The organism is Pseudomonas sp. PICF6 (assembly GCF_009831705.1).
GTDB classification, from domain to species: Bacteria; Pseudomonadota; Gammaproteobacteria; order Pseudomonadales; family Pseudomonadaceae; genus Aquipseudomonas; species Aquipseudomonas rhizophila.
The window spans coordinates 14594-33369 of record NZ_WUUD01000022.1; the positions used below are offsets into that span (position 1 = coordinate 14594).

At 61.3% G+C, this 18776-nt stretch carries 19 protein-coding genes; 7 read left to right on the top strand and 12 right to left on the bottom strand.

Features of this window, described 5'->3' with window-relative positions:
• Positions 1-120 precede the first annotated feature (120 nt).
• The 5 genes from prpF to GSM73_RS14375 form a co-directional block, all read right to left on the bottom strand.
• The gene (gene prpF / locus GSM73_RS14355; protein ID WP_160893033.1) at positions 121-1314 is read right to left on the bottom strand and encodes a 2-methylaconitate cis-trans isomerase PrpF; all 1194 of its coding nucleotides are present in this window, start codon (positions 1312-1314) and stop codon (positions 121-123) included.
• Between the two features lie 43 nt (positions 1315-1357).
• Positions 1358-3949 carry a Fe/S-dependent 2-methylisocitrate dehydratase AcnD gene (gene acnD / locus GSM73_RS14360; protein WP_107322048.1) on the bottom strand — a complete coding sequence of 864 codons (2592 nt, stop codon included), beginning with the start codon at positions 3947-3949 and terminating at the stop codon, positions 1358-1360.
• Between the two features lie 200 nt (positions 3950-4149).
• Positions 4150-5277 carry a 2-methylcitrate synthase gene (gene prpC / locus GSM73_RS14365; RefSeq protein ID WP_047228279.1) on the bottom strand — a complete coding sequence of 376 codons (1128 nt, stop codon included), beginning with the start codon at positions 5275-5277 and terminating at the stop codon, positions 4150-4152.
• 43 nt (positions 5278-5320) lie between these two features.
• On the bottom strand, positions 5321-6205 hold the full coding sequence (gene prpB / locus GSM73_RS14370) for a methylisocitrate lyase (protein ID WP_047228278.1): 885 nt from the start codon (positions 6203-6205) through the stop codon (positions 5321-5323).
• The gene (locus GSM73_RS14375) at positions 6202-6915 is read right to left on the bottom strand and encodes a GntR family transcriptional regulator (protein ID WP_047228277.1); all 714 of its coding nucleotides are present in this window, start codon (positions 6913-6915) and stop codon (positions 6202-6204) included. The genes prpB and GSM73_RS14375 overlap by 4 nt, the downstream gene beginning before the upstream one ends.
• A 284-nt stretch (positions 6916-7199) precedes the next feature.
• On the opposite strand from GSM73_RS14375, the gene GSM73_RS14380 reads away from it, so the two are divergent.
• The 4 genes from GSM73_RS14380 to pabB all read left to right on the top strand — a co-directional run bounded on the left by GSM73_RS14380 (position 7200) and on the right by pabB (position 11874).
• Entirely contained in the window at positions 7200-7736 is a 537-nt protein-coding gene (locus tag GSM73_RS14380) for an ATP-dependent zinc protease (RefSeq protein WP_047228276.1), read from the top strand.
• 5 nt (positions 7737-7741) lie between these two features.
• Positions 7742-9274, top strand: coding sequence for an inactive transglutaminase family protein (locus GSM73_RS14385; protein WP_047228275.1), 1533 nt, complete (start codon positions 7742-7744; stop codon positions 9272-9274).
• Positions 9274-10260: an alpha-L-glutamate ligase-like protein gene (locus GSM73_RS14390; protein WP_047228274.1), complete on the top strand. Its 987-nt coding sequence runs from the start codon at positions 9274-9276 to the stop codon at positions 10258-10260. The genes GSM73_RS14385 and GSM73_RS14390 overlap by 1 nt, the downstream gene beginning before the upstream one ends.
• A gap of 270 nt (positions 10261-10530) precedes the next feature.
• Complete coding sequence (pabB, locus tag GSM73_RS14395) at positions 10531-11874, top strand: aminodeoxychorismate synthase component I (protein ID WP_047228273.1); 1344 nt, start codon at positions 10531-10533, stop codon at positions 11872-11874.
• A 139-nt stretch (positions 11875-12013) separates the two neighbouring features.
• Here pabB and thrH read toward each other — a convergent pair whose 3' ends face one another.
• The gene (gene thrH, locus GSM73_RS14400) at positions 12014-12631 is read right to left on the bottom strand and encodes a bifunctional phosphoserine phosphatase/homoserine phosphotransferase ThrH (protein WP_047228272.1); all 618 of its coding nucleotides are present in this window, start codon (positions 12629-12631) and stop codon (positions 12014-12016) included.
• Positions 12632-12804: 173 nt separating this feature from the next.
• On the opposite strand from thrH, the gene GSM73_RS14405 reads away from it, so the two are divergent.
• Positions 12805-13545, top strand: coding sequence for a phosphoadenylyl-sulfate reductase (locus GSM73_RS14405; protein WP_047228271.1), 741 nt, complete (start codon positions 12805-12807; stop codon positions 13543-13545).
• A gap of 142 nt (positions 13546-13687) precedes the next feature.
• The gene (locus tag GSM73_RS14410; protein ID WP_076383859.1) at positions 13688-14416 is read left to right on the top strand and encodes an aspartate/glutamate racemase family protein; all 729 of its coding nucleotides are present in this window, start codon (positions 13688-13690) and stop codon (positions 14414-14416) included.
• A gap of 146 nt (positions 14417-14562) precedes the next feature.
• Here GSM73_RS14410 and GSM73_RS14415 read toward each other — a convergent pair whose 3' ends face one another.
• Positions 14563-15486 (bottom strand): LysR family transcriptional regulator, encoded by a 924-nt coding sequence (locus GSM73_RS14415; RefSeq protein WP_047228269.1) that lies wholly within the window; start codon positions 15484-15486, stop codon positions 14563-14565.
• Positions 15487-15611: 125 nt separating this feature from the next.
• Here GSM73_RS14415 and GSM73_RS14420 point away from each other — a divergent pair, with 125 nt between their 5' ends.
• Complete coding sequence (locus tag GSM73_RS14420; RefSeq protein ID WP_047228268.1) at positions 15612-16358, top strand: 3-oxoacyl-ACP reductase family protein; 747 nt, start codon at positions 15612-15614, stop codon at positions 16356-16358.
• 69 nt (positions 16359-16427) lie between these two features.
• On the opposite strand, the gene GSM73_RS14425 is transcribed toward GSM73_RS14420, so the two are convergent.
• From GSM73_RS14425 to GSM73_RS14440, 5 genes are all read right to left on the bottom strand, one after another.
• Positions 16428-17123 carry an HAD-IA family hydrolase gene (locus tag GSM73_RS14425; RefSeq protein WP_047228267.1) on the bottom strand — a complete coding sequence of 232 codons (696 nt, stop codon included), beginning with the start codon at positions 17121-17123 and terminating at the stop codon, positions 16428-16430.
• A 196-nt stretch (positions 17124-17319) separates the two neighbouring features.
• Positions 17320-17679, bottom strand: a complete 360-nt coding sequence (locus GSM73_RS14430) for a hypothetical protein (RefSeq protein ID WP_107322046.1) — start codon at positions 17677-17679, stop codon at positions 17320-17322.
• 90 nt (positions 17680-17769) lie between these two features.
• Positions 17770-17973, bottom strand: a complete 204-nt coding sequence (locus tag GSM73_RS14435; RefSeq protein WP_076383858.1) for a hypothetical protein — start codon at positions 17971-17973, stop codon at positions 17770-17772.
• Between the two features lie 69 nt (positions 17974-18042).
• A complete protein-coding gene (locus tag GSM73_RS26435; RefSeq protein ID WP_171061338.1) occupies positions 18043-18210 on the bottom strand; it encodes a hypothetical protein in 168 nt (55 codons plus the stop codon).
• 193 nt (positions 18211-18403) lie between these two features.
• Positions 18404-18776, bottom strand: a 373-nt coding sequence (locus GSM73_RS14440) for a glycine zipper domain-containing protein (protein ID WP_256676915.1), incomplete at its 5' end; no start/stop codon positions are given.

An 18776-nucleotide genomic window follows, 5' to 3' on the forward strand; every position in this document is an offset into this window, starting at 1 on the left:
CGGCACATCCAACCTCTTTGCGGGCTGTACCATCGCTATCGCGAGCAGGCTCGCTCCCACAGTTTTGATCGCGGATGCTCGCAGACGCCGCGTTCACCACGGGTTTGCCTGGGTCAAGTGTCAGTTCAGAACATCCCCCGGCACCCGCACAAACCCTTCCATCAATACCCGCGCGCTGCGGCTCATGATGGCTTTTTTCACGGTCCATTCGCCATTGACCTGGCTGGCCTCGGCGCCGACGCGCAAGGTGCCGGAGGGATGGCCGAAGCGCACAGCGGTGCGGTCGATGCCGCCGGCCGCCAGGTTCACCAGCGTGCCGCTGATCGCCGCCGCCGTGCCGATGGCGACCGCCGCGGTGCCCATCATCGCATGGTGCAGTTTGCCCATGGACAGTGCTCGCACCAGCAAGTCGACGTCCCGCGTCGTCACGGCTTTACCGCTGGAGGAGATGTAGTCCGCCGGCGGTGCGACAAACGCCACCTTCGGCGTGTGCTGGCGCTGGGCGGCTTCGTCCAGATGCTGAATCAGGCCCATGCGCAAGGCGCCGTGGGCACGGATGGTTTCGAACATAGCCAGGGCCTTGGGATCGCCATTGATGGCGCCCTGCAATTCGGTGCCGGTATAACCAACGTCCCGGGCATTGATGAAGATCGTCGGGATGCCGGCGTTGATCAGGGTCGCCTTGAAGGTACCAACACCAGGCACCTCAAGGTCGTCCACCAGGTTGCCGGTGGGAAACATCGAGCCGCCACCGCCCTCCTCCTCGGCCGCCGGGTCCATGAATTCCAGTTGCACTTCAGCCGCCGGAAAGGTCACGCCGTCGAGCTCGAAGTCACCGGTTTCCTGCACCGCGCCGTCGGTGATCGGCACATGGGCGATGATGGTCTTGCTGATATTGGCTTGCCAGATCCGCACCACGGCCACGCCGTTTTGTGGGATGCGACTGGCGTCCACCAAACCACTGCTGATGGCGAATGAACCGACCGCCGCCGACAGGTTGCCGCAGTTGCCGCTCCAGTCCACGAACGGTTTGTCGATGGACACCTGACCGAACAGGTAATCGACATCGTGATCGGCTCGGGTGCTCTTGGACAGGATCACAGTCTTACTGGTGCTCGACGTCGCGCCGCCCATGCCATCGATCTGCTTCTCGTATGGATCGGGGCTGCCGATCACCCGCAGCAGCAAAGCATCCCGGACCGAGCCGGGAACGCGGGCCGCTTCGGGCAGGTCCTGCAAGCTGAAGAACACGCCTTTGCTGGTGCCACCACGCATGTAAGTGGCGGGGATTCTGATTTGCGGTGCGTGAGCCATGATGCTCCTCAAGCGGGCCCGCAAGGGTGCCCGCAGCTGTGATTTAGACGGCAACCGCCGATTCCAGGAAGTCCTGGGCAAAGCGCTGCAATACGCCGCCGGCTTCGTAGATCGACACTTCTTCGGCGGTATCGAGACGGCAGGTCACCGGCACTTCGACGCGCTCGCCGTTCTTGCGGGTGATGACCAGGGTCAGCGTCGCACGCGGGGTGCGCTCGCCGATCACGTCATAGACCTCGCTGCCGTCGATGCCCAGGGTCTTGCGATCGGTGCCCGGCTGGAACTCCAGCGGCAACACCCCCATCCCCACCAGATTGGTGCGGTGGATACGCTCGAAACCTTCAGCGGCAATCGCCTCGACACCGGCCAGGCGCACGCCCTTGGCCGCCCAGTCCCGGGACGAACCCTGGCCGTAGTCGGCACCGGCGATGATGATCAGCGGCTGCTTGCGCTCCATGTAGGTTTCGATGGCTTCCCACATGCGCATGACCTGGCCTTCCGGCTCGACCCGGGCCAGAGAACCCTGCTTGACCTTGCCGTTTTCCTGGACCATCTCGTTGAACAGTTTCGGGTTGGCGAAGGTCGCACGCTGGGCGGTCAAATGGTCGCCCCGATGGGTTGCGTAAGAGTTGAAATCTTCTTCCGGCAGGCCCATTTTCGCCAGGTATTCGCCAGCGGCACTGTCGAGCATGATGGCGTTGGACGGCGACAGGTGGTCGGTGGTGATGTTGTCCGGCAGCACCGCCAGCGGACGCATGCCCTTGAGCGGCCGCGCACCGGCCAGCGCTCCTTCCCAATACGGCGGGCGACGGATATAGGTGCTTTGCGGGCGCCAGTCATACAACGGCGTCACTTTTGGCCCGGTGTCCTCCTGGATGGCGAACATCGGGATGTACACCTGACGGAACTGCTCCGGCTTCACCGAGGCCTTGACCACCGCATCGATTTCTTCGTCGCTCGGCCAGATGTCCTTGAGGCGGATCTCGCGACCGTCCACCACGCCCAGCACATCCTTCTCGATGTCGAAGCGGATGGTCCCGGCGATGGCATAGGCCACCACCAGCGGCGGCGAGGCAAGGAACGCCTGTTTGGCGTACGGATGGATGCGCCCATCGAAGTTGCGGTTGCCCGATAACACAGCGGTGGCGTACAAGTCGCGGTCGATGATTTCCTGCTGGATCAGCGGGTCCAGCGCACCGGACATGCCATTGCAGGTGGTGCAGGCGAAGGCCACGACACCAAAACCCAATTGCTCCAGCTCTTTGGTCAGACCGGCTTCATCCAGGTACAGCGCCACGGTTTTCGACCCCGGCGCCAGGGACGACTTGACCCATGGCTTGCGGGTCAGGCCCAGGCGGTTGGCGTTGCGCGCCAGCAGGCCGGCAGCGATCACGTTGCGTGGGTTGCTGGTGTTGGTGCAACTGGTGATGGCGGCGATGATCACCGCGCCGTCGGGCATTTGCCCGGGCACATCGTCCCACTGACCGGAGATACCTTTGGCGGCCAGATCCGACACCGCGACGCGGGCGTGGGGGTTGCTGGGACCAGCCATGTTGCGCACCACCGACGACAGATCAAAGGTCAAGCCGCGCTCGTATTGCGCGCCCTTGAGCGTGTCGGCCCACAGGCCTGCCTGCTTGGCGTAGGTCTCGACCAGTTGAACCTGCTGGTCTTCGCGGCCGGTGAGCTTCAGGTAATCGATAGTCTGTTGGTCGATGTAGAACATCGCCGCCGTGGCGCCGTATTCCGGGGCCATGTTGGAAATGGTCGCGCGGTCGCCCAAGGTCAGGGCGCTGGCGCCTTCACCGAAAAACTCCAGCCAGGCACCGACGACTTTTTGTTTGCGCAGGAATTCGGTCAGCGCCAGCACCATGTCGGTGGCGGTGATGCCCGGTTGTAACTTGCCGGTCAGCTCGACGCCAATGATTTCCGGCAGGCGCATCCACGAGGCACGCCCCAACATCACGCTTTCGGCTTCCAGGCCGCCAACGCCAATGGCGATCACGCCCAAGGCATCGACGTGGGGGGTGTGGCTGTCAGTGCCCACGCAGGTATCAGGGAACGCCACGCCGTCACGCTGCTGGATCACCGGTGACATTTTTTCCAGGTTGATCTGGTGCATGATCCCATTGCCCGGCGGGATCACGTCGACGTTCTTGAAGGCTTTCTTGGTCCAGTTGATGAAGTGAAAGCGGTCTTCGTTGCGCCGGTCTTCAATGGCGCGGTTCTTGGCGAACGCCTGGGGATCGGACCCGCCGCTTTCCACCGCCAGGGAGTGGTCGACGATCAACTGGGTCGGCACCACCGGATTGACCTGCGCCGGATCGCCGCCCTGCAGGGCAATGGCGTCGCGCAGGCCGGCCAGGTCTACCAGGGCGGTCTGGCCGAGGATGTCATGGCACACTACCCGGGCCGGAAACCATGGGAAGTCCAGATCGCGCTTGCGCTCGATCAGTTGCAGCAGCGACTCGCCCAGCGTCGCCGGGTCGCAGCGACGCACCAGGTTTTCCGCCAGCACCCTGGAGGTATACGGCAGGCCATCGTAAGCGCCAGGCCGGATGGCATCCACGGCCCCGCGAACGTCGAAATAATCCAGCGAAGTGCCGGGCAGCGGTTTGCGAAATTCTGTGTTCATCGTCAGCACTCGGGTCACGGTGGTTTCAGAAGGGGTTGGCGCAGCTACTGAAGTGAACCTGTTCCCCTGTGGGAGCGAGCCTGCTCGCGATGACTGAGTCGCAGCCGACATCGATGTCGTCTGGCCCACCGCTATCGCGAGCAGGCTCGCTCCCACAATGGTTTTCGGTTCCTTCAGTTGCAGCGTCAGCGCCCTCCAGTTCAGCGTTGTTCGATTGGCACGAACTTGCGCTGTTCGACGCCGGTGTATTCGGCGCTCGGTCGGATGATGCGGTTGTTGGCACGTTGTTCGTAGACGTGGGCGGCCCAGCCCGTCAGGCGCGAGCAAACGAAGATCGGCGTGAACAGCTTGGTCGGGATGCCCATGAAGTGGTACGCCGAGGCATGGTAGAAATCGGCGTTGGGAAACAGTTTTTTCTGCTCCCACATGGTCTTGTCGATGGCCTCGGAAACCGGGAACAACACCGTGTCACCCACCTCGTCGGCGAGTTTTTTCGACCAGCCCTTGATCACCTCGTTGCGCGGGTCGTTGTCCTTATAGATCGCGTGGCCGAAGCCCATGATCTTGTCCTTGCGCTCGAGCATCCCGAGGGTGCCCTTGATCGCTTCCTCCGGCGACTGGAAGCGCTGGATCATTTCCATCGCCGCTTCGTTGGCCCCACCGTGCAACGGGCCGCGTAGCGAACCGATGGCGGCGGTGATGCAAGAAAACAGGTCAGACAGGGTCGAGGCACACACCCGCGCCGTGAAGGTCGAGGCATTGAACTCGTGCTCGGCATACAGAATCAGCGAGACGTTCATCACCTTGACGTGCAGCTCGCTCGGCTTCTTGCCATGCAACAGGTGCAGGAAATGGCCGCCGATGGAGGTCTCGTCGGTCACACACTCGATGCGCTGGCCTTCGTGACTGAAGCGATACCAGTAGCACATGATCGCCGGGAACGCGGCCAACAGGCGGTCGGTCTTGTCATGCTGTTCGGAGAAATTCAGCTCCGGTTCCAGGTTGCCCAGGAACGAGCAGCCGGTGCGCATCACGTCCATGGGGTGGGCGTCGGCGGGAATGCGCTCCAACACCTCTTTCAAGGCTTGGGGCAAGTCCCGCAATTGGCTCAGTTTGCCTGTGTAGGCGTCCAGTTGCGCCTGGGTCGGCAGCTCGCCGTACAGCAGCAGATAAGCCACTTCTTCAAATTGCGCGTCAGCCGCCAGTTCGCGGACGTCGTAACCGCGATAGGTCAGGCCGGCTCCTGACTGGCCTACGGTGGACAATGCGGTTTGCCCGGCCACCTGGCCACGGAGCCCGGCGCCACTGAGTACTTTTGCTTCGGCCATTTGCTGTCTCCATTTTTTTAGATTTGTAGAGGCTGCGCTCTGTTCATTTTTTCGCCGCGAACAACGCATCGAGCTTTTGCTCGAAGGTGTGGTAGTCAATGCGATCGTAAAGCTCCATGCGAGTCTGCATGGTGTCGATGACGTTCTGTTGCGTACCGTCGCGGCGGATTGCGGTATAGACGTTCTCGGCCGCTTTGTTCATGGCGCGGAAGGCCGACAGTGGGTACAGCACCAGGGACACGTCGGCGCCCGCCAGTTGTTCGGTGGTGTACAGCGGTGTCGCGCCGAATTCAGTGATGTTGGCCAGGATCGGGGCTTTCACCCGGCTGGCGAACAGCTTGTACATCTCAAGTTCGGTGATGGCTTCCGGAAAGATCATGTCGGCACCGGCCTCGATGCACGCGGCGGCGCGGTCCAGGGCCGATTCCAAGCCCTCCACGGCCAGGGCGTCGGTACGGGCCATGATCACGAAGCTGTCATCGGTGCGCGCGTCGACGGCGGCTTTGATGCGGTCGACCATTTCCTGTTGCGAGACGATCTCTTTGTTCGGACGATGGCCGCAACGCTTGGCGCCGACCTGGTCTTCAATATGAATGGCCGCCGCGCCGAACTTGATCATCGACTTGACCGTGCGGGCCACATTGAACGCCGAGGAGCCAAACCCGGTGTCTACGTCCACCAGCAACGGCAGGTCGCAGACGTCGGTGATACGGCGCACATCGGTCAGCACGTCATCCAGGCCGGTGATGCCCAGGTCCGGCACGCCAAGGGAGCCGGCCGCCACGCCGCCGCCCGACAGGTAGATCGCCTTGAAACCGGCGCGTTTGGCCAGCAGCGCGTGGTTGGCGTTGATCGTGCCCACCACTTGCAGCGGATGCTCGTTGGCGACCGCATCGCGAAAACGCTGGCCTGGAGTGCTGTTGCTCATGACTCACCTCGTTCAGTGGCGGCGCTGTCCTGGAAATGACGCGCGATGTTGCGTTTGGAAGCGCCGATGTGCCGGCGCATCAATAATTCAGCCAGTTCACCGTCACGGTCGGCGATGGCATCGAGAATTCTGTGGTGCTCGGCAAAGGCCTGGCGCGGACGGTTGGGCGTGGTGGAAAACTGGATGCGGTACATGCGCACCAACTGATACAGCTCGCCGCAGAGCATTTGCGTCAGGGTGCGGTTGCCGCTGCCCTGGATGATCCGGTAATGGAAATCGAAGTCGCCTTCCTGCTGGTAATAGCCGACACCGGCCTGGAACGCCGCGTCGCGCTCATGGGTTTCCAGGACCCGGCGCAGCTCGTCGATTTCTTCCAGGGTCATGCGCTCGGCCGCCAGACGGCAGGCCATGCCTTCCAGGGACTCGCGGATTTCATAGAGTTCCAGCAACTCGGCGTGGCTCAGGGATACCACCCTGGCGCCCACGTGAGGCACCCGCACCAGCAAGCGCTGGCCTTCCAGGCGATGGATGGCCTCGCGCAGCGGGCCGCGGCTGATGCCGTAGGTGCGTGCCAGTTCGGGCTCGGAGATCTTGCTGCCAGGCGCGATATCGCCTCGCACGATTGCGGCCTGGATACGCCGGAAGACGTTCTCGGAAAGGGTTTCCGATTCATCTTGGGCCAAGACCGGTGATTCGAGCTGATCGAGCATATTGTCGACACCTTATAAATCTATAAGGCAAAAACTAACCAATCACTGCGCTTTCGTCAAAGTAAAATTAGACATTGTCGACAATCGTCTAATAAGGGCCTCCTCCATAACTAAGTGCGTCGGATAAGCGGTTGCGTCCGGGCGGCGGTGGCGTCAGAAAACCACCGTGCTAGAATGCCGCCGCAATTTGCCGCTCTGCATCTATTAAGAGAAGGCAACCCAGGGAGCTTGTGCAGCAATGCCAGGGCCTGAACCGACGAACGGAACACTGTGCATCAGGATTTATGACACTCAAGCCCTTAACTGCTGTCCTTTGTTTCACGTGCCTGCCGGGGCTTGTCCTGGCGGGTGAAAAGACCGTGTACGGCCTCAATGAATACGCCGCCCTGCAGGGCATCGACCTGGAGGTTGCCGCCAAGTTGGACACCGGGGCCAAAACCGCTTCGCTCAGCGCCCGGGACATCAAGCGCTTCAAACGCGATGGCGAATCCTGGGTGCGTTTTTACCTGGCCATCGACGCGGCGCATTCGCACCCTATCGAACGTCCGCTGGCCCGTGTCAGCAAGATCAAACGCCGCGCCGGTGACTATGACCCCGAAGAAGGCAAGAACTACACGGCTCGGCCGGTCATCGAGCTGGACATCTGCATGGGCTCGGCCCTGCGCAGCATCGAAGTGAACCTCACCGACCGCAGCGCTTTCCAATACCCGCTACTGATCGGCTCCGAAGCCCTCAAACGCTTCGACGCGCTGGTCGACCCCAGTCTCAAATACGCTGCCGGCAAACCCGCCTGCGCCAATGCCGCTCAAACCGCAGAGTAATTCCAATGCGCTCTCTTACCCTCCATTTGAAAATGCTGATCGCCATCCTGGTGGTGCTGGGCCTGTCGGTGACGGCCTATCAGATTTTCGTGCTCGGCATCCCGGTGACCGAAGACGCCACCGACGACTTGTGGAACATCGATGCCAAGATCGAGTTCGTCCCCAATGCCAAGGATCCGGTGAAGATCCAGATGTTCGTGCCGCCGCTGAGCATGGACTACGTCAGCCTCAACGAGAGCTTCATCTCCAATAACTACGGTGTGGCGGTGAACCGGGTGGACGGTAACCGCAAGGTCACGTGGTCGGCCCGTCGGGCCAAGGGCAACCAGACCCTGTATTACCGCCTGGTGCTGACCAAGCGCTATACCTCGGAAAAATCCAAGATCAAGGGCCCGACCTTCCGCGACAGCATCGCCGTCGAGGGCCCCGAGAAGCTGGCCGCCGAAGCCCTGCTCGCGCCGATCCGCCAGCACTCGGCCGACGTCGAGACCTTCATCAGTGAAGCGATCAAACGGGTCAACAACCCCAACGACGACAACGTCAAGCTGCTGCTGGCTGGCGATCCGTCCATAGCCAGCAAGGCCAGAGTCGTCGAACTGGTGCTGTCTATCGCCCACGTGCCGGTGGAGAAGGTCCATACCATCCGCCTGGTTGCCGACCAACCGCAGTCGCCTGAACTGTGGCTGCGCAGTTTCAACGGCACCGACTGGCTGTATTTCAACCCGGATACCGCTGAGCGGGGCCTGCCCAGCGACCGTCTGCTGTGGTGGACCGGTGATGAAAACCTGATCACCGTCGATGGCGGCAAAAAAGCCACCGTCACCTTCACCATGAACAACAGCGAAATGAACGCCATTCGCCTGGCCAAGCTGACGGACGAAAACACCGACGCCAACTTCCTCGAATACTCGCTCTACGGCCTGCCGCTGCAAACCCAGCAAACGTTCATGATCATGGTGATGATCCCGATCGGCGTGCTGGTGATTCTGGTGCTGCGCAACCTGATCGGCCTGCAGACCCTGGGCACGTTCACACCGGTGTTGATCGCCCTGGCCTTCCGCGAAACCCAACTGGGCTTCGGCATCATCCTGTTTACAGTCATCACGACGCTGGGCCTGTCCCTGCGCTCCTATCTGGAACATCTCAAGCTGCAAATGCTGCCAAGGCTTTCGGTGGTGCTGACGTTCGTGGTGGTGCTGATCGCTGCCATCAGCCTGTTCAGCCACAAGCTGGGCCTGGAACGCGGGCTGTCGGTCGCGCTGTTCCCGATGGTGATTCTGACCATGACCATCGAACGCCTGTCCATTACCTGGGAAGAACGCGGCGCCAGCCACGCCATGAAGGTGGCCATCGGCACCCTGTTCGCCGCCGCCCTGGCGCACCTGATCATGAGCGTGCCGGAGCTGGTGTACTTCGTGTTCACCTTCCCGGCCATCCTGCTGATTCTGGTAGGTTTCATGCTGGCCATGGGTCGCTACCGCGGCTACCGCCTGACCGAGCTGGTACGGTTCAAGGCCTTCGTCAAGGCTGACTCATAATGTTCGGCCTGTGGAAGACCTGGAAGGCCCTGGAGGCCCGGGGCATCATGGGCATCAATCGGCGTAACGCCGACTATGTGCTCAAATACAACAAGCGCAGCCTGTACCCGATCGTCGATGACAAGATCATCACCAAGGAGCGAGCCATCGCTGCCGGCATCCATGTGCCGGAGCTGTATGGGGTGATCTCCACCGAGAAGGAAATCGACAAGCTCGACGAGATCATCGGCGGGCGCACCGACTTCGTGATCAAGCCGGCCCAGGGCGCGGGTGGCGACGGCATCATCGTCATTGCCGACCGCTTCGAGGGCCGCTATCGCACGGTGTCCGGCAAGATCATCAGCCATGAAGAAATCGAACACCATGTGTCCAGCATCCTTACCGGTCTGTACTCCTTGGGTGGGCACCGGGACCGGGCGCTGATCGAATATCGCGTGACCCCGGACCAGATCTTCAAGAGCATCAGCTATGAAGGCGTGCCGGACATTCGCATCATCGTACTGATGGGCTATCCGGTGATGGCCATGCTGCGCTTGCCGACCCGCCAGTCCGGCGGCAAGGCCAACCTGCACCAGGGCGCCATCGGCGTGGGTGTCGACCTTGCCACCGGCCTGACCCTGCGCGGTACCTGGCTGAACAACATCATCACCAAACACCCTGACACCACCAACGCGGTGGACGGCGTGCAGCTGCCCTACTGGGACGGCTTCATGAAACTGGCCGCCGGTTGCTATGAACTGTGCGGGCTGGGCTACATCGGCGTGGACATGGTGCTGGACCAGGAAAAAGGTCCGTTGATCCTGGAGCTCAACGCCCGACCGGGTCTGAACATCCAGATCGCCAACGACTGCGGCCTGACTCTGCGCACCCACGCGGTGGAAGCCCGCCTGGAAGAACTCAAGGCCCGTGGCGTGGTTGAAACCGTCGAGGAGCGCGTAGCGTTTGCCCAGGAGTTGTTTGGGCATATTCCGCCGGTTGAGGGTTGAGGGTTGAAACACCCCTGTGGCGAGGGGATTTATCCCCGCTGGGTTGCGAAGCAGCCCCAAACAGGCAGATGCAGTCAGCCTGATACACCGGGGTGGTAAGTTTTAGGGTTGCTGCGCAACCCAGCGGGGATAAATCCCCTCGCCACAAGGTGTTCACAGCCAAATGTTTCGATGGCCCCATACTTACTCATCTCCGACATCCCTCTAGGAGCAAATCCTACAGAGGGATTACAATCGCCACCCCGCCTGAACGGCTGACCCACCCCGCCCATGTCAACCTGCTCTGTACACCCGCTGCCTTACCGCGCCAACCCCGCCGAGTATTTCGCGGTGATCCGCCATGCCCCGGGCAGTGTGCTGCTCGACAGCGGCCGGCCGAGTGCCGAACGCGGACGCTATGATTTGCTCAGTGCCTGGCCGCTGGAGCATCTGGCGGTACTGTCAGACGAGACCGGTGCCGATTTCCTGCAACGCTTGCGTATTCATCTGACGCAACTGGGGAGTGCTGTACTGCCGGCCTCGGTGCAATTGCCTTTCGCTGGCGGCCTGATCGGCTACCTGAGCTACGACTTCGGCCGACATCTCGAAACCCTGCCGTCCCACGCCAAAGACGATCTGCACCTGCCCGACGCGCGGTTCGGTGTGTACGACTGGGCGCTGGTCACCGACCATCAGGCCGGGACCAGCCAGTTAGTGTTTCACCCTCACTGCGCCGACAGCGAACGCCAACGCCTGATTGCGCTCTTCAGCCAGCCAACCTCAGCGCCTGTGACCGCCTTCAGCCTCGAAGCGCCCATGGCGCCCGACCTCAATAGCGATGCCTATCGACTGGCCTTCGAACGGATCCAAGCGTATATCCAGGCCGGCGACTGCTACCAGGTCAACTTTGCCCAGCGCTTCCGCGCCCCGTGCCAAGGCGATGCCTGGGCCGCCTATCAGGCGCTGCGGGCGGCTTGCCCGACGCCGTTTTCCGGCTTCCAGAGCTTGCCCGACGGCGGCGCGGTGCTGAGTCTGTCACCCGAGCGTTTCGTCAAAGTCAGCGAAGGTCATGTGGAGACCCGCCCGATCAAGGGCACCCGTCCACGCGGCGCAACCCCTGACGAAGACGCCGCACACGCCGCCGAGTTGCTGGCCAGCCCCAAGGACCGGGCGGAAAACCTGATGATTGTCGATCTGCTGCGCAACGACCTGGGCCGTACCTGCCGCATCGGCTCGGTGCGCGTGCCGGAGTTGTTCAGCCTGGAAAGCTACCCCAACGTCCACCATCTGGTCAGCAGCGTGACCGGCGAGCTGGCCGACGCCAAGGACGCCCTGGACTTGATCGCAGGCAGCTTCCCCGGCGGCTCGATCACCGGCGCACCGAAAATCCGCGCCATGCAGATCATCGACGAACTCGAACCGACCCGGCGCGGGCTGTATTGCGGCTCGTTGCTGTACCTGGACGTACGCGGAGAGATGGACAGTTCCATCGCCATCCGCAGCTTGCTGGTCAAGGATGGACAGGTGTGTTGCTGGGGCGGCGGCGGGATTGTCGCGGATTCGGATTGGCAGGCGGAGTATCAGGAGTCGATTACCAAGGTGCGGGTGTTGCTCGAAACTTTGCAGAACCTCTAAAAGCATCGAGGGCAAGCCCCTGACCAGGCCCAGAACCCTGTGGGAGCAAGCTTGCTCGCGATAGCGGTGTGCCAGTTGGCTCAAATGCTGCTGACCCAACGCTATCGCGAGCAAGCTCGCTCCCACAGGGGGATTGGGTTTACAAGCTTAGATTTCGATTCGAGGCCTTGATGAATTCCTGCTTCAACTCAGCAAAACTGTGCACTGCCGGGAACTGCGGGAACTCTTGAATCACATTGTCCGGCGCATGAAACAGAATCCCGGCATCGGCTTCACCCAGCATCGTGGTGTCATTGTAGGAATCCCCCGCCGCGATCACCCGGTAGTACAGGCTCTTGAAGGCCAATACCGACTGGCGCTTGGGATCTTTCTGACGCAGTTGGTATCCGGTTACCCGTCCGCTGTCATCGGTAATCAGACGATGGCAGAGCAACGTCGGGAAACCCAGCTGGCGCATCAGGGGTTGGGAGAATTCGTAGAAGGTGTCGGAAAGAATCACCACCTGGAAGCGCTCGCGCAGCCAGTCGACGAACTCGATGGCGCCGTCCAGCGGCTTGAGGGTGGCGATGACTTCCTGGATATCGGAGAGCTTGAGGCCATGCTCATCGAGGATGCGCAACCGTTGCTTCATCAACACGTCGTAGTCGGGAATGTCCCGCGTGGTCGCCCTGAGGGATTCAATACCGGTTTTTTCAGCGAAGGCGATCCAGATTTCCGGGACCAGCACACCTTCCAGGTCGAGACAGGCAATTTCCACAAGACACTCCCATTTTTTTGATGTTTATCGGTTGAGCGAACAAAAGGACTGCCGACTCTAGCCATTCGCCGATGCCTACGCAACGCACAGGAGCGCGCCAGCCCCGACAGCTTTTGTTACCATCAGCCCCATATAGAGCGCCCAGCGCCACCGACCTGTAGGAAGCCGCCCTGATGAGCCCATCGTTTGACGTCGTGGAACTCGCCACGACCTATGCCAACAAGTCCCCACAGGACATCCTCAAACTGGCCTTCGCCGAATTCGGCGATGACCTGTGGATATCTTTCAGCGGCGCCGAAGACGTGGTGCTGGTGGACATGGCCTGGAAGCTGAATAAGAACGTCAAGGTGTTCAGCCTCGACACCGGTCGCCTGCACCCGGAAACCTATCGGTTCATCGAACAGGTGCGCGAACACTACAAGATCGATATCGAACTGATCTCGCCGGACCCTGCGAAACTCGAGCCTTTCGTGAAGGAAAAAGGCCTGTTCAGCTTCTACAAGGACGGTCACGGTGAGTGCTGCGGCATTCGCAAGATCGAACCGCTGCGGCGCAAGCTGTCCGATGTCCGCGCCTGGGCCACCGGCCAGCGTCGCGATCAGAGCCCCGGCACCCGCAGCCAGGTGGCCGCACTGGAAATCGACACGGCATTTTCCACTCCGGAACGCACCCTGTACAAATTCAACCCACTGTCGCAGATGACCAGCGAAGAAGTCTGGGGCTACATCCGCATGCTGGAACTGCCCTACAACAGCCTGCATGAACGCGGCTTCATCAGCATCGGCTGCGAACCCTGCACCCGCCCGGTGCTGCCGAACCAGCACGAACGCGAAGGCCGCTGGTGGTGGGAAGAAGCCACGCAGAAAGAATGCGGGCTGCACGCCGGCAATATCATCAGCAAATCCAAGGCCTGAAAAAAACCACAGCGCTTATAAAAACCATGCGGACCGCAAGAACCTGCCATTTGTCCATTCCTATGGATAACATCTGCCGTTGATTGTAAAAACGGCCCGCCAGACCGGGCCGCCTGTTTGCGCTTATGGAAGAGGACAGCTCATGCGAATTCTTGTGGTCAACGTCAACACCACCGAATCCATCACCCGGGCCATCGCCCAACAAGCCCAGGCCGTGGCCGCGCCGGGCACCGAGATCGTCGGGCTCACGCCGTACTTCGGCGCTGACTCCATCGAAGGCAATTTCGAAAGCTACCTGGCCGCCATCGCGGTGATGGATCGGGTGATGGCCTACGATCAGCCGTTTGATGCGGTGATCCAGGCCGGTTACGGCGAACATGGGCGCGAAGGCTTGCAGGAACTGCTCAATGTACCGGTGGTGGACATCACCGACGCGGGCGCCAGCACCGCGATGTTCCTGGGCCACGCCTATTCGGTGGTCACCACCCTGGACCGCACCGTGCCGCTGATCGAGGACCGCCTAAAGCTCTCCGGCCTGTTCGATCGCTGCGCCTCGGTACGTGCCAGTGGCCTGGCAGTGCTGGAGCTTGAGCAAGACCCGCAACGGGCGGTGGAAGCCATCGTGCAGCAGGCAGAACTGGCAGTCAGTCAGGACAAAGCCGAAGTAATCTGCCTGGGTTGCGGTGGCATGGCCGGGCTCGATGAGCAGATCCGCCAGCGCACCGGGGTGCCGGTGGTCGATGGCGTGACGGCGGCGGTGACCATTGCCGAAGCCCTGGTGCGGTTGGGCTTGTCCACCTCGAAAGTGCGCACCTATGCCACGCCTCGGCCCAAGACCATTATTGGCTGGCCGGGGCGGTTTGGGCGGTGAATTCACAGCTCTGAATCACATCGCCCCCATCGCGAGCAGGCTCGCTCCCACATTGGTTTTGTGGCGACCGCACCTTTTGTGTCCACCAAAAATCCCTGTGGGAGCGAGCCTGCTCGCGATGGGGCCCACGCGGTTCAGAGCCAAGCTCAAACCGCACTGAACCGCTCCCCCAAGCCCTGCGCGGCAAACTGTTCGATGATGAAATCCACAAACGCACGGGTCTTGCCTGGCAGCAGTTTGTGCTCGGCGTAGTAGATGGAAATGTTGCCATCATCGACGTACCAGTCCGGCAGCACCCGTTGCAGTACCCCCGATTGCAGATAAGGAACGGCCACCGGCATGCTCACCAGTCCGATGCCCAGCCCTTGGGCGGCGGCTGCACAGTCAGCTTCAGAGTCGCTCATGGTCATGCGTGCTTTGAGCATGAGCGGGCTGTGCTGTCGTGTGCGGCTGGTCAGTTGCCATGAACGGATACGTCCGGTCTGGGGTGAACGGATCAGGATGCCCTGATGGTGCGCCAGATCTTCCGGTTCAATCAGCGGGAGATGGCTTTGCACATAGTCCTTCGAGGCAACCAACACGCGATGAGCCACGGTCAGTTTGCGCGCCACCACACCCTGGGGCAGTTCGAAGCCACCACCAATGGCCGCATCGAATCCCTGGCCGATCAGGTCCACCTGGCGGTTATCGAAATGCCAGTCCGGATTGATCGCCGGATAGCGTTGCAAAAACTCCCCCAGCAACGGCACCACATACAGTCGACCGAACGCCGTGCCCATGCTCACTTTCAATGTGCCAGCCGGTTGCCCGCCGGCGCTGGCCAGGTTGGCGACGGCGTTCTGGATCGTATTGAAACTGGTGCCCACTTCCCTGAGAAATAGCTGACCGGCTTCGGTCAGCGTCAGGCGGCGGGTGCTGCGCTGGAACAGGCGTACCCCCAGCCGCGCTTCGAGCTTGGCCACGCTTTTACCTACCGCCGCAGGGGTCACGCTCAAGCGACGCGCAGCCTCGGCAAAACTGCCGACTTCGGCGCTGCGCACAAAGCATTCGATACTGCTGAAGGTTTCCATAAGGACCACTCTAAACTTTTGGTTTACACAGACTGTATCTATAAGCCTCTACACAGCCCAACACCGAATCCCGATACTCGCGCCATCAACCGCGGCATCTCGCCCCGGCAGATTTGGAGAACATCATGAGCACTCAAACACTGAGCGGTAAAGTCGCCTTGATCCAGGGCGGTTCCCGCGGTATTGGCGCCGCCATCGTCAAGCGGCTGGCAGCCGAAGGCGCCGCAGTGGCCTTCACCTACGTCAGCTCCGCGGCCAAGTCCGAAGAACTGCAAAACAGTATCATCGCAGCCGGCGGCAAGGCCCTGGCGATCAAGGCCGACAGCGCCGACGCAGAGGCCATCCGCAACGCCGTCAATGCTACCGTCGAGACCTTTGGCCGGCTGGACATCCTGGTCAACAACGCCGGTGTGCTGGCGATGGCGCCGCTGGAAGAATTCAAGCTCGAAGATTTCGACCAGACCCTGGCCATCAACGTGCGCAGCGTATTCATCGCCACCCAGGCAGCGGTTCGGCACATGAGCGAAGGCGGACGGGTCATCAACATCGGCAGCACCAACGCCGACCGCATGCCCTTCGCCGGCGGTGCTGCCTATGCCATGAGCAAGTCCGCGCTGGTGGGTCTGACCAAAGGCCTGGCCCGCGACCTCGGCCCGCGTGGCATTACCGTCAACAACGTGCAGCCCGGCCCGGTGGACACCGACATGAACCCGGCCGACGGCGACTTCGCCTCCAGTCTGATGGCGTTGATGGCGGTCGGCCGTTACGGCACCGTCGAAGAAATCGCCAGTTTCGTCGCCTACCTGGCAGGCCCGGAAGCGGCTTACATCACCGGTGCCAGCCTGACCATCGATGGGGGGTTCGGCGCCTGATCCAGGCCATAAAAAACGCCGTTCATGGGTAATACCATGAACGGCGTTCTGTTGTGCCGCGATGTGTCGTCAGGCCCACTCCAGCTCTGGCAAACCGCACAGGCCTGGCTGGAAGATCTTCAGGGAACGAATGATCGCGTCGGCATGGGCGTATTTTTCGTCGGCCATGGCCGAATCCGGAATGGCAATGGCAGTCATTCCCGCCGCTTTCGCCGCAGTCACCCCGAACGGTGAGTCTTCGAATACCAGGCAATCGCGGGGTGCAACGCCCAGGCGTCGGGCGGCAGTGAGGAAGATATCCGGTGCCGGCTTCGCCGCGCCGACCTCCGGGTCATCCGCTGTGACGATGAAATCGAACAACGCAAACCAGTCCCGGTGCAGCGTGGTTTTCAGTGCAAACGACTGGCTCGACGAACTGGTGCCCACCGCAATCGGAACGTCATGGGCCTTCAAATGCCGCACCAGCTCTTCAGCACCGGGCATCGCCAGGGCGTGCGGAAAGCGTTCGCGCATCAAGGGCTCGCGGATCACCAGGAACTCTTCCGGGGTGATCGGCAACTCCAGCGCCTGAACGACATAGCGGGCCAGATCCCCGGCCCCACGTCCGATGATGTTCTGCTTGACGCTCCAATCAAACGTGCGCCCGTAACGCTCGGCGATGATGGAGGTCACCTCGGTGTAAATGCCTTCGGTGTCCAGCAACAGCCCATCCATGTCGAATATCACAGCTTTGATCGGGCCAAGCTCTTGCAGCGGTGCTTTCATCGCATCTGATCCGTTATCACAAGGTTCCAGAGATGGCTCAGGTTTGGCCAGAGCAACGTGTTCACCTTAAAGGATTCAGCAGGATAACGAGAGTGGCTTGGCACAGGCAACGGGAAATCTGTGTGGGCGACTGTTGCAGCGAGGGCACTTGCCCCCTCGCCGCAACAAGGATCAGGTTCAGATGATGATCAATGCGTTATTGGCTGGAACCACTCGAACCGTCGTCATCGGAGCTACCACCGCTGTCGCTGGTTCCGGCCCCGGTTCCACTGCTGGAGGCATCGCCCCCCATGGAACTGCCGCCGCTCATTGAGCCGCTGCCCGTACCGGGACTGGTGCTGCTACCACTGGCGTCGCTGCCATTACCGCTCTCCACGGAACCCGGTGGCAACGCGCCTCCCGTGCCCGACGGCGTGCCGGCTTCCATCTCGGTGGAAGGTGGCATCCCCCCCTTATCTACGGGGGGATTGCCGCCCGAAGACTGGGCGAAAACCGCCATGGAACTGACCGACAGAATCCCGGCCAGGGTCAGCGCGGTCACATTTGATTTCATCATGGTGAGTCTCCCTTTTTAAGGTTACCTACCTGATGTGTGGCAATCGTGACTGGCCGATGGTGCCGATAAATCGACGGGCGGAACCGGCAATCAGCTCGGTTCGCCGGAGGCGTCGTTACCGGCAATGTCCGGATCGTCCGGGCTCGCCTCGATATCCTCATCCTCACTCGGCACCTGCTCTACCCCGGCGTCGTCGTCAGGCGGGCGCTGGTCCCGGCTCAGCGAGTCGGTTGGCGAGGGCAGCGGGTATTCCGGGGTTTCATCGTCGTCAGGGACAGGCGAATCGGCAGTCATGGCAACCTCCTGATGACGGGACAACACGTCATGCAGTTTTGAGAACACGGGCGGTCAGCTTGAGCGACTTCAATCGTAGGACTCGTCCTCGATCTCAGCGTCTTCCACCTCTTCACCCTCGATCAAGGGCACCTGGGCGTCGTCCATCAGCGAGCCGGGGTCTTCATTGCCCGGATCATTGACGAAAGGAACGCCCGACGGGCCTTTTTCTTCCGTACCTTCGGTTTCCGGCGTCATGACGCACCTCGCAATTGCTGATGGATGTATGAATTCGAGGTGCGCAGAGGGGAAACGTTCCGGGTAAATAACCCGGTAAAGAAAACGCCGGACAGCCCTGTGGCCAGACAACCCTGTGAGCAGATAAACCGCAAACCCATGGCGAACAAAAAACCCGGCTCACAGGCCGGGTCTTTCTCATCCAAACATGCGCTTAGCGATGTTTGTTCTTATGTTTGTGCTTGTGCTTCTTACCACCCGAATGACCATCGTTGTCATTGGACAGGTTGCTACCCAATGCACCACCCGCCGCGCCACCAATACCTGCGCCGATGGTGGAGCCCGTCGAGCCGCCCAGGCTGTTACCGACAATCGAACCGCCGGCCGACCCCAAACCACCGCCAATGGCCGCTTCCGTACGGCTGCCCTTACGCGCCCCCACCGCACTGCCGGCTGCACCACCGACACCGGCGCCAATGGCCGCGCCTGTGCTGCCGCCCATCTGTTGGCCGACTACGTTACCCAACGCACCGCCCAGACCACCGCCAACCGCAGCAGTACCGTCACCGGCAGCCATCGCGCCTTGA

Coding starts and splice junctions, on each gene's coding strand:
- prpF (WP_160893033.1), bottom strand. CDS start 1,314: ATGGCTCACGCACCGCAAATCAGAATCCCCGCCACTTACATGCGTGGT.
- acnD (WP_107322048.1), bottom strand. CDS start 3,949: ATGAACACAGAATTTCGCAAACCGCTGCCCGGCACTTCGCTGGATTAT.
- prpC (WP_047228279.1), bottom strand. CDS start 5,277: ATGGCCGAAGCAAAAGTACTCAGTGGCGCCGGGCTCCGTGGCCAGGTG.
- prpB (WP_047228278.1), bottom strand. CDS start 6,205: ATGAGCAACAGCACTCCAGGCCAGCGTTTTCGCGATGCGGTCGCCAAC.
- GSM73_RS14375 (WP_047228277.1), bottom strand. CDS start 6,915: ATGCTCGATCAGCTCGAATCACCGGTCTTGGCCCAAGATGAATCGGAA.
- GSM73_RS14380 (WP_047228276.1), top strand. CDS start 7,200: ATGACACTCAAGCCCTTAACTGCTGTCCTTTGTTTCACGTGCCTGCCG.
- GSM73_RS14385 (WP_047228275.1), top strand. CDS start 7,742: ATGCGCTCTCTTACCCTCCATTTGAAAATGCTGATCGCCATCCTGGTG.
- GSM73_RS14390 (WP_047228274.1), top strand. CDS start 9,274: ATGTTCGGCCTGTGGAAGACCTGGAAGGCCCTGGAGGCCCGGGGCATC.
- pabB (WP_047228273.1), top strand. CDS start 10,531: ATGTCAACCTGCTCTGTACACCCGCTGCCTTACCGCGCCAACCCCGCC.
- GSM73_RS14405 (WP_047228271.1), top strand. CDS start 12,805: ATGAGCCCATCGTTTGACGTCGTGGAACTCGCCACGACCTATGCCAAC.
- GSM73_RS14410 (WP_076383859.1), top strand. CDS start 13,688: ATGCGAATTCTTGTGGTCAACGTCAACACCACCGAATCCATCACCCGG.
- GSM73_RS14415 (WP_047228269.1), bottom strand. CDS start 15,486: ATGGAAACCTTCAGCAGTATCGAATGCTTTGTGCGCAGCGCCGAAGTC.
- GSM73_RS14420 (WP_047228268.1), top strand. CDS start 15,612: ATGAGCACTCAAACACTGAGCGGTAAAGTCGCCTTGATCCAGGGCGGT.
- GSM73_RS14425 (WP_047228267.1), bottom strand. CDS start 17,123: ATGAAAGCACCGCTGCAAGAGCTTGGCCCGATCAAAGCTGTGATATTC.
- GSM73_RS14430 (WP_107322046.1), bottom strand. CDS start 17,679: ATGATGAAATCAAATGTGACCGCGCTGACCCTGGCCGGGATTCTGTCG.
- GSM73_RS14435 (WP_076383858.1), bottom strand. CDS start 17,973: ATGACTGCCGATTCGCCTGTCCCTGACGACGATGAAACCCCGGAATAC.
- GSM73_RS26435 (WP_171061338.1), bottom strand. CDS start 18,210: ATGACGCCGGAAACCGAAGGTACGGAAGAAAAAGGCCCGTCGGGCGTT.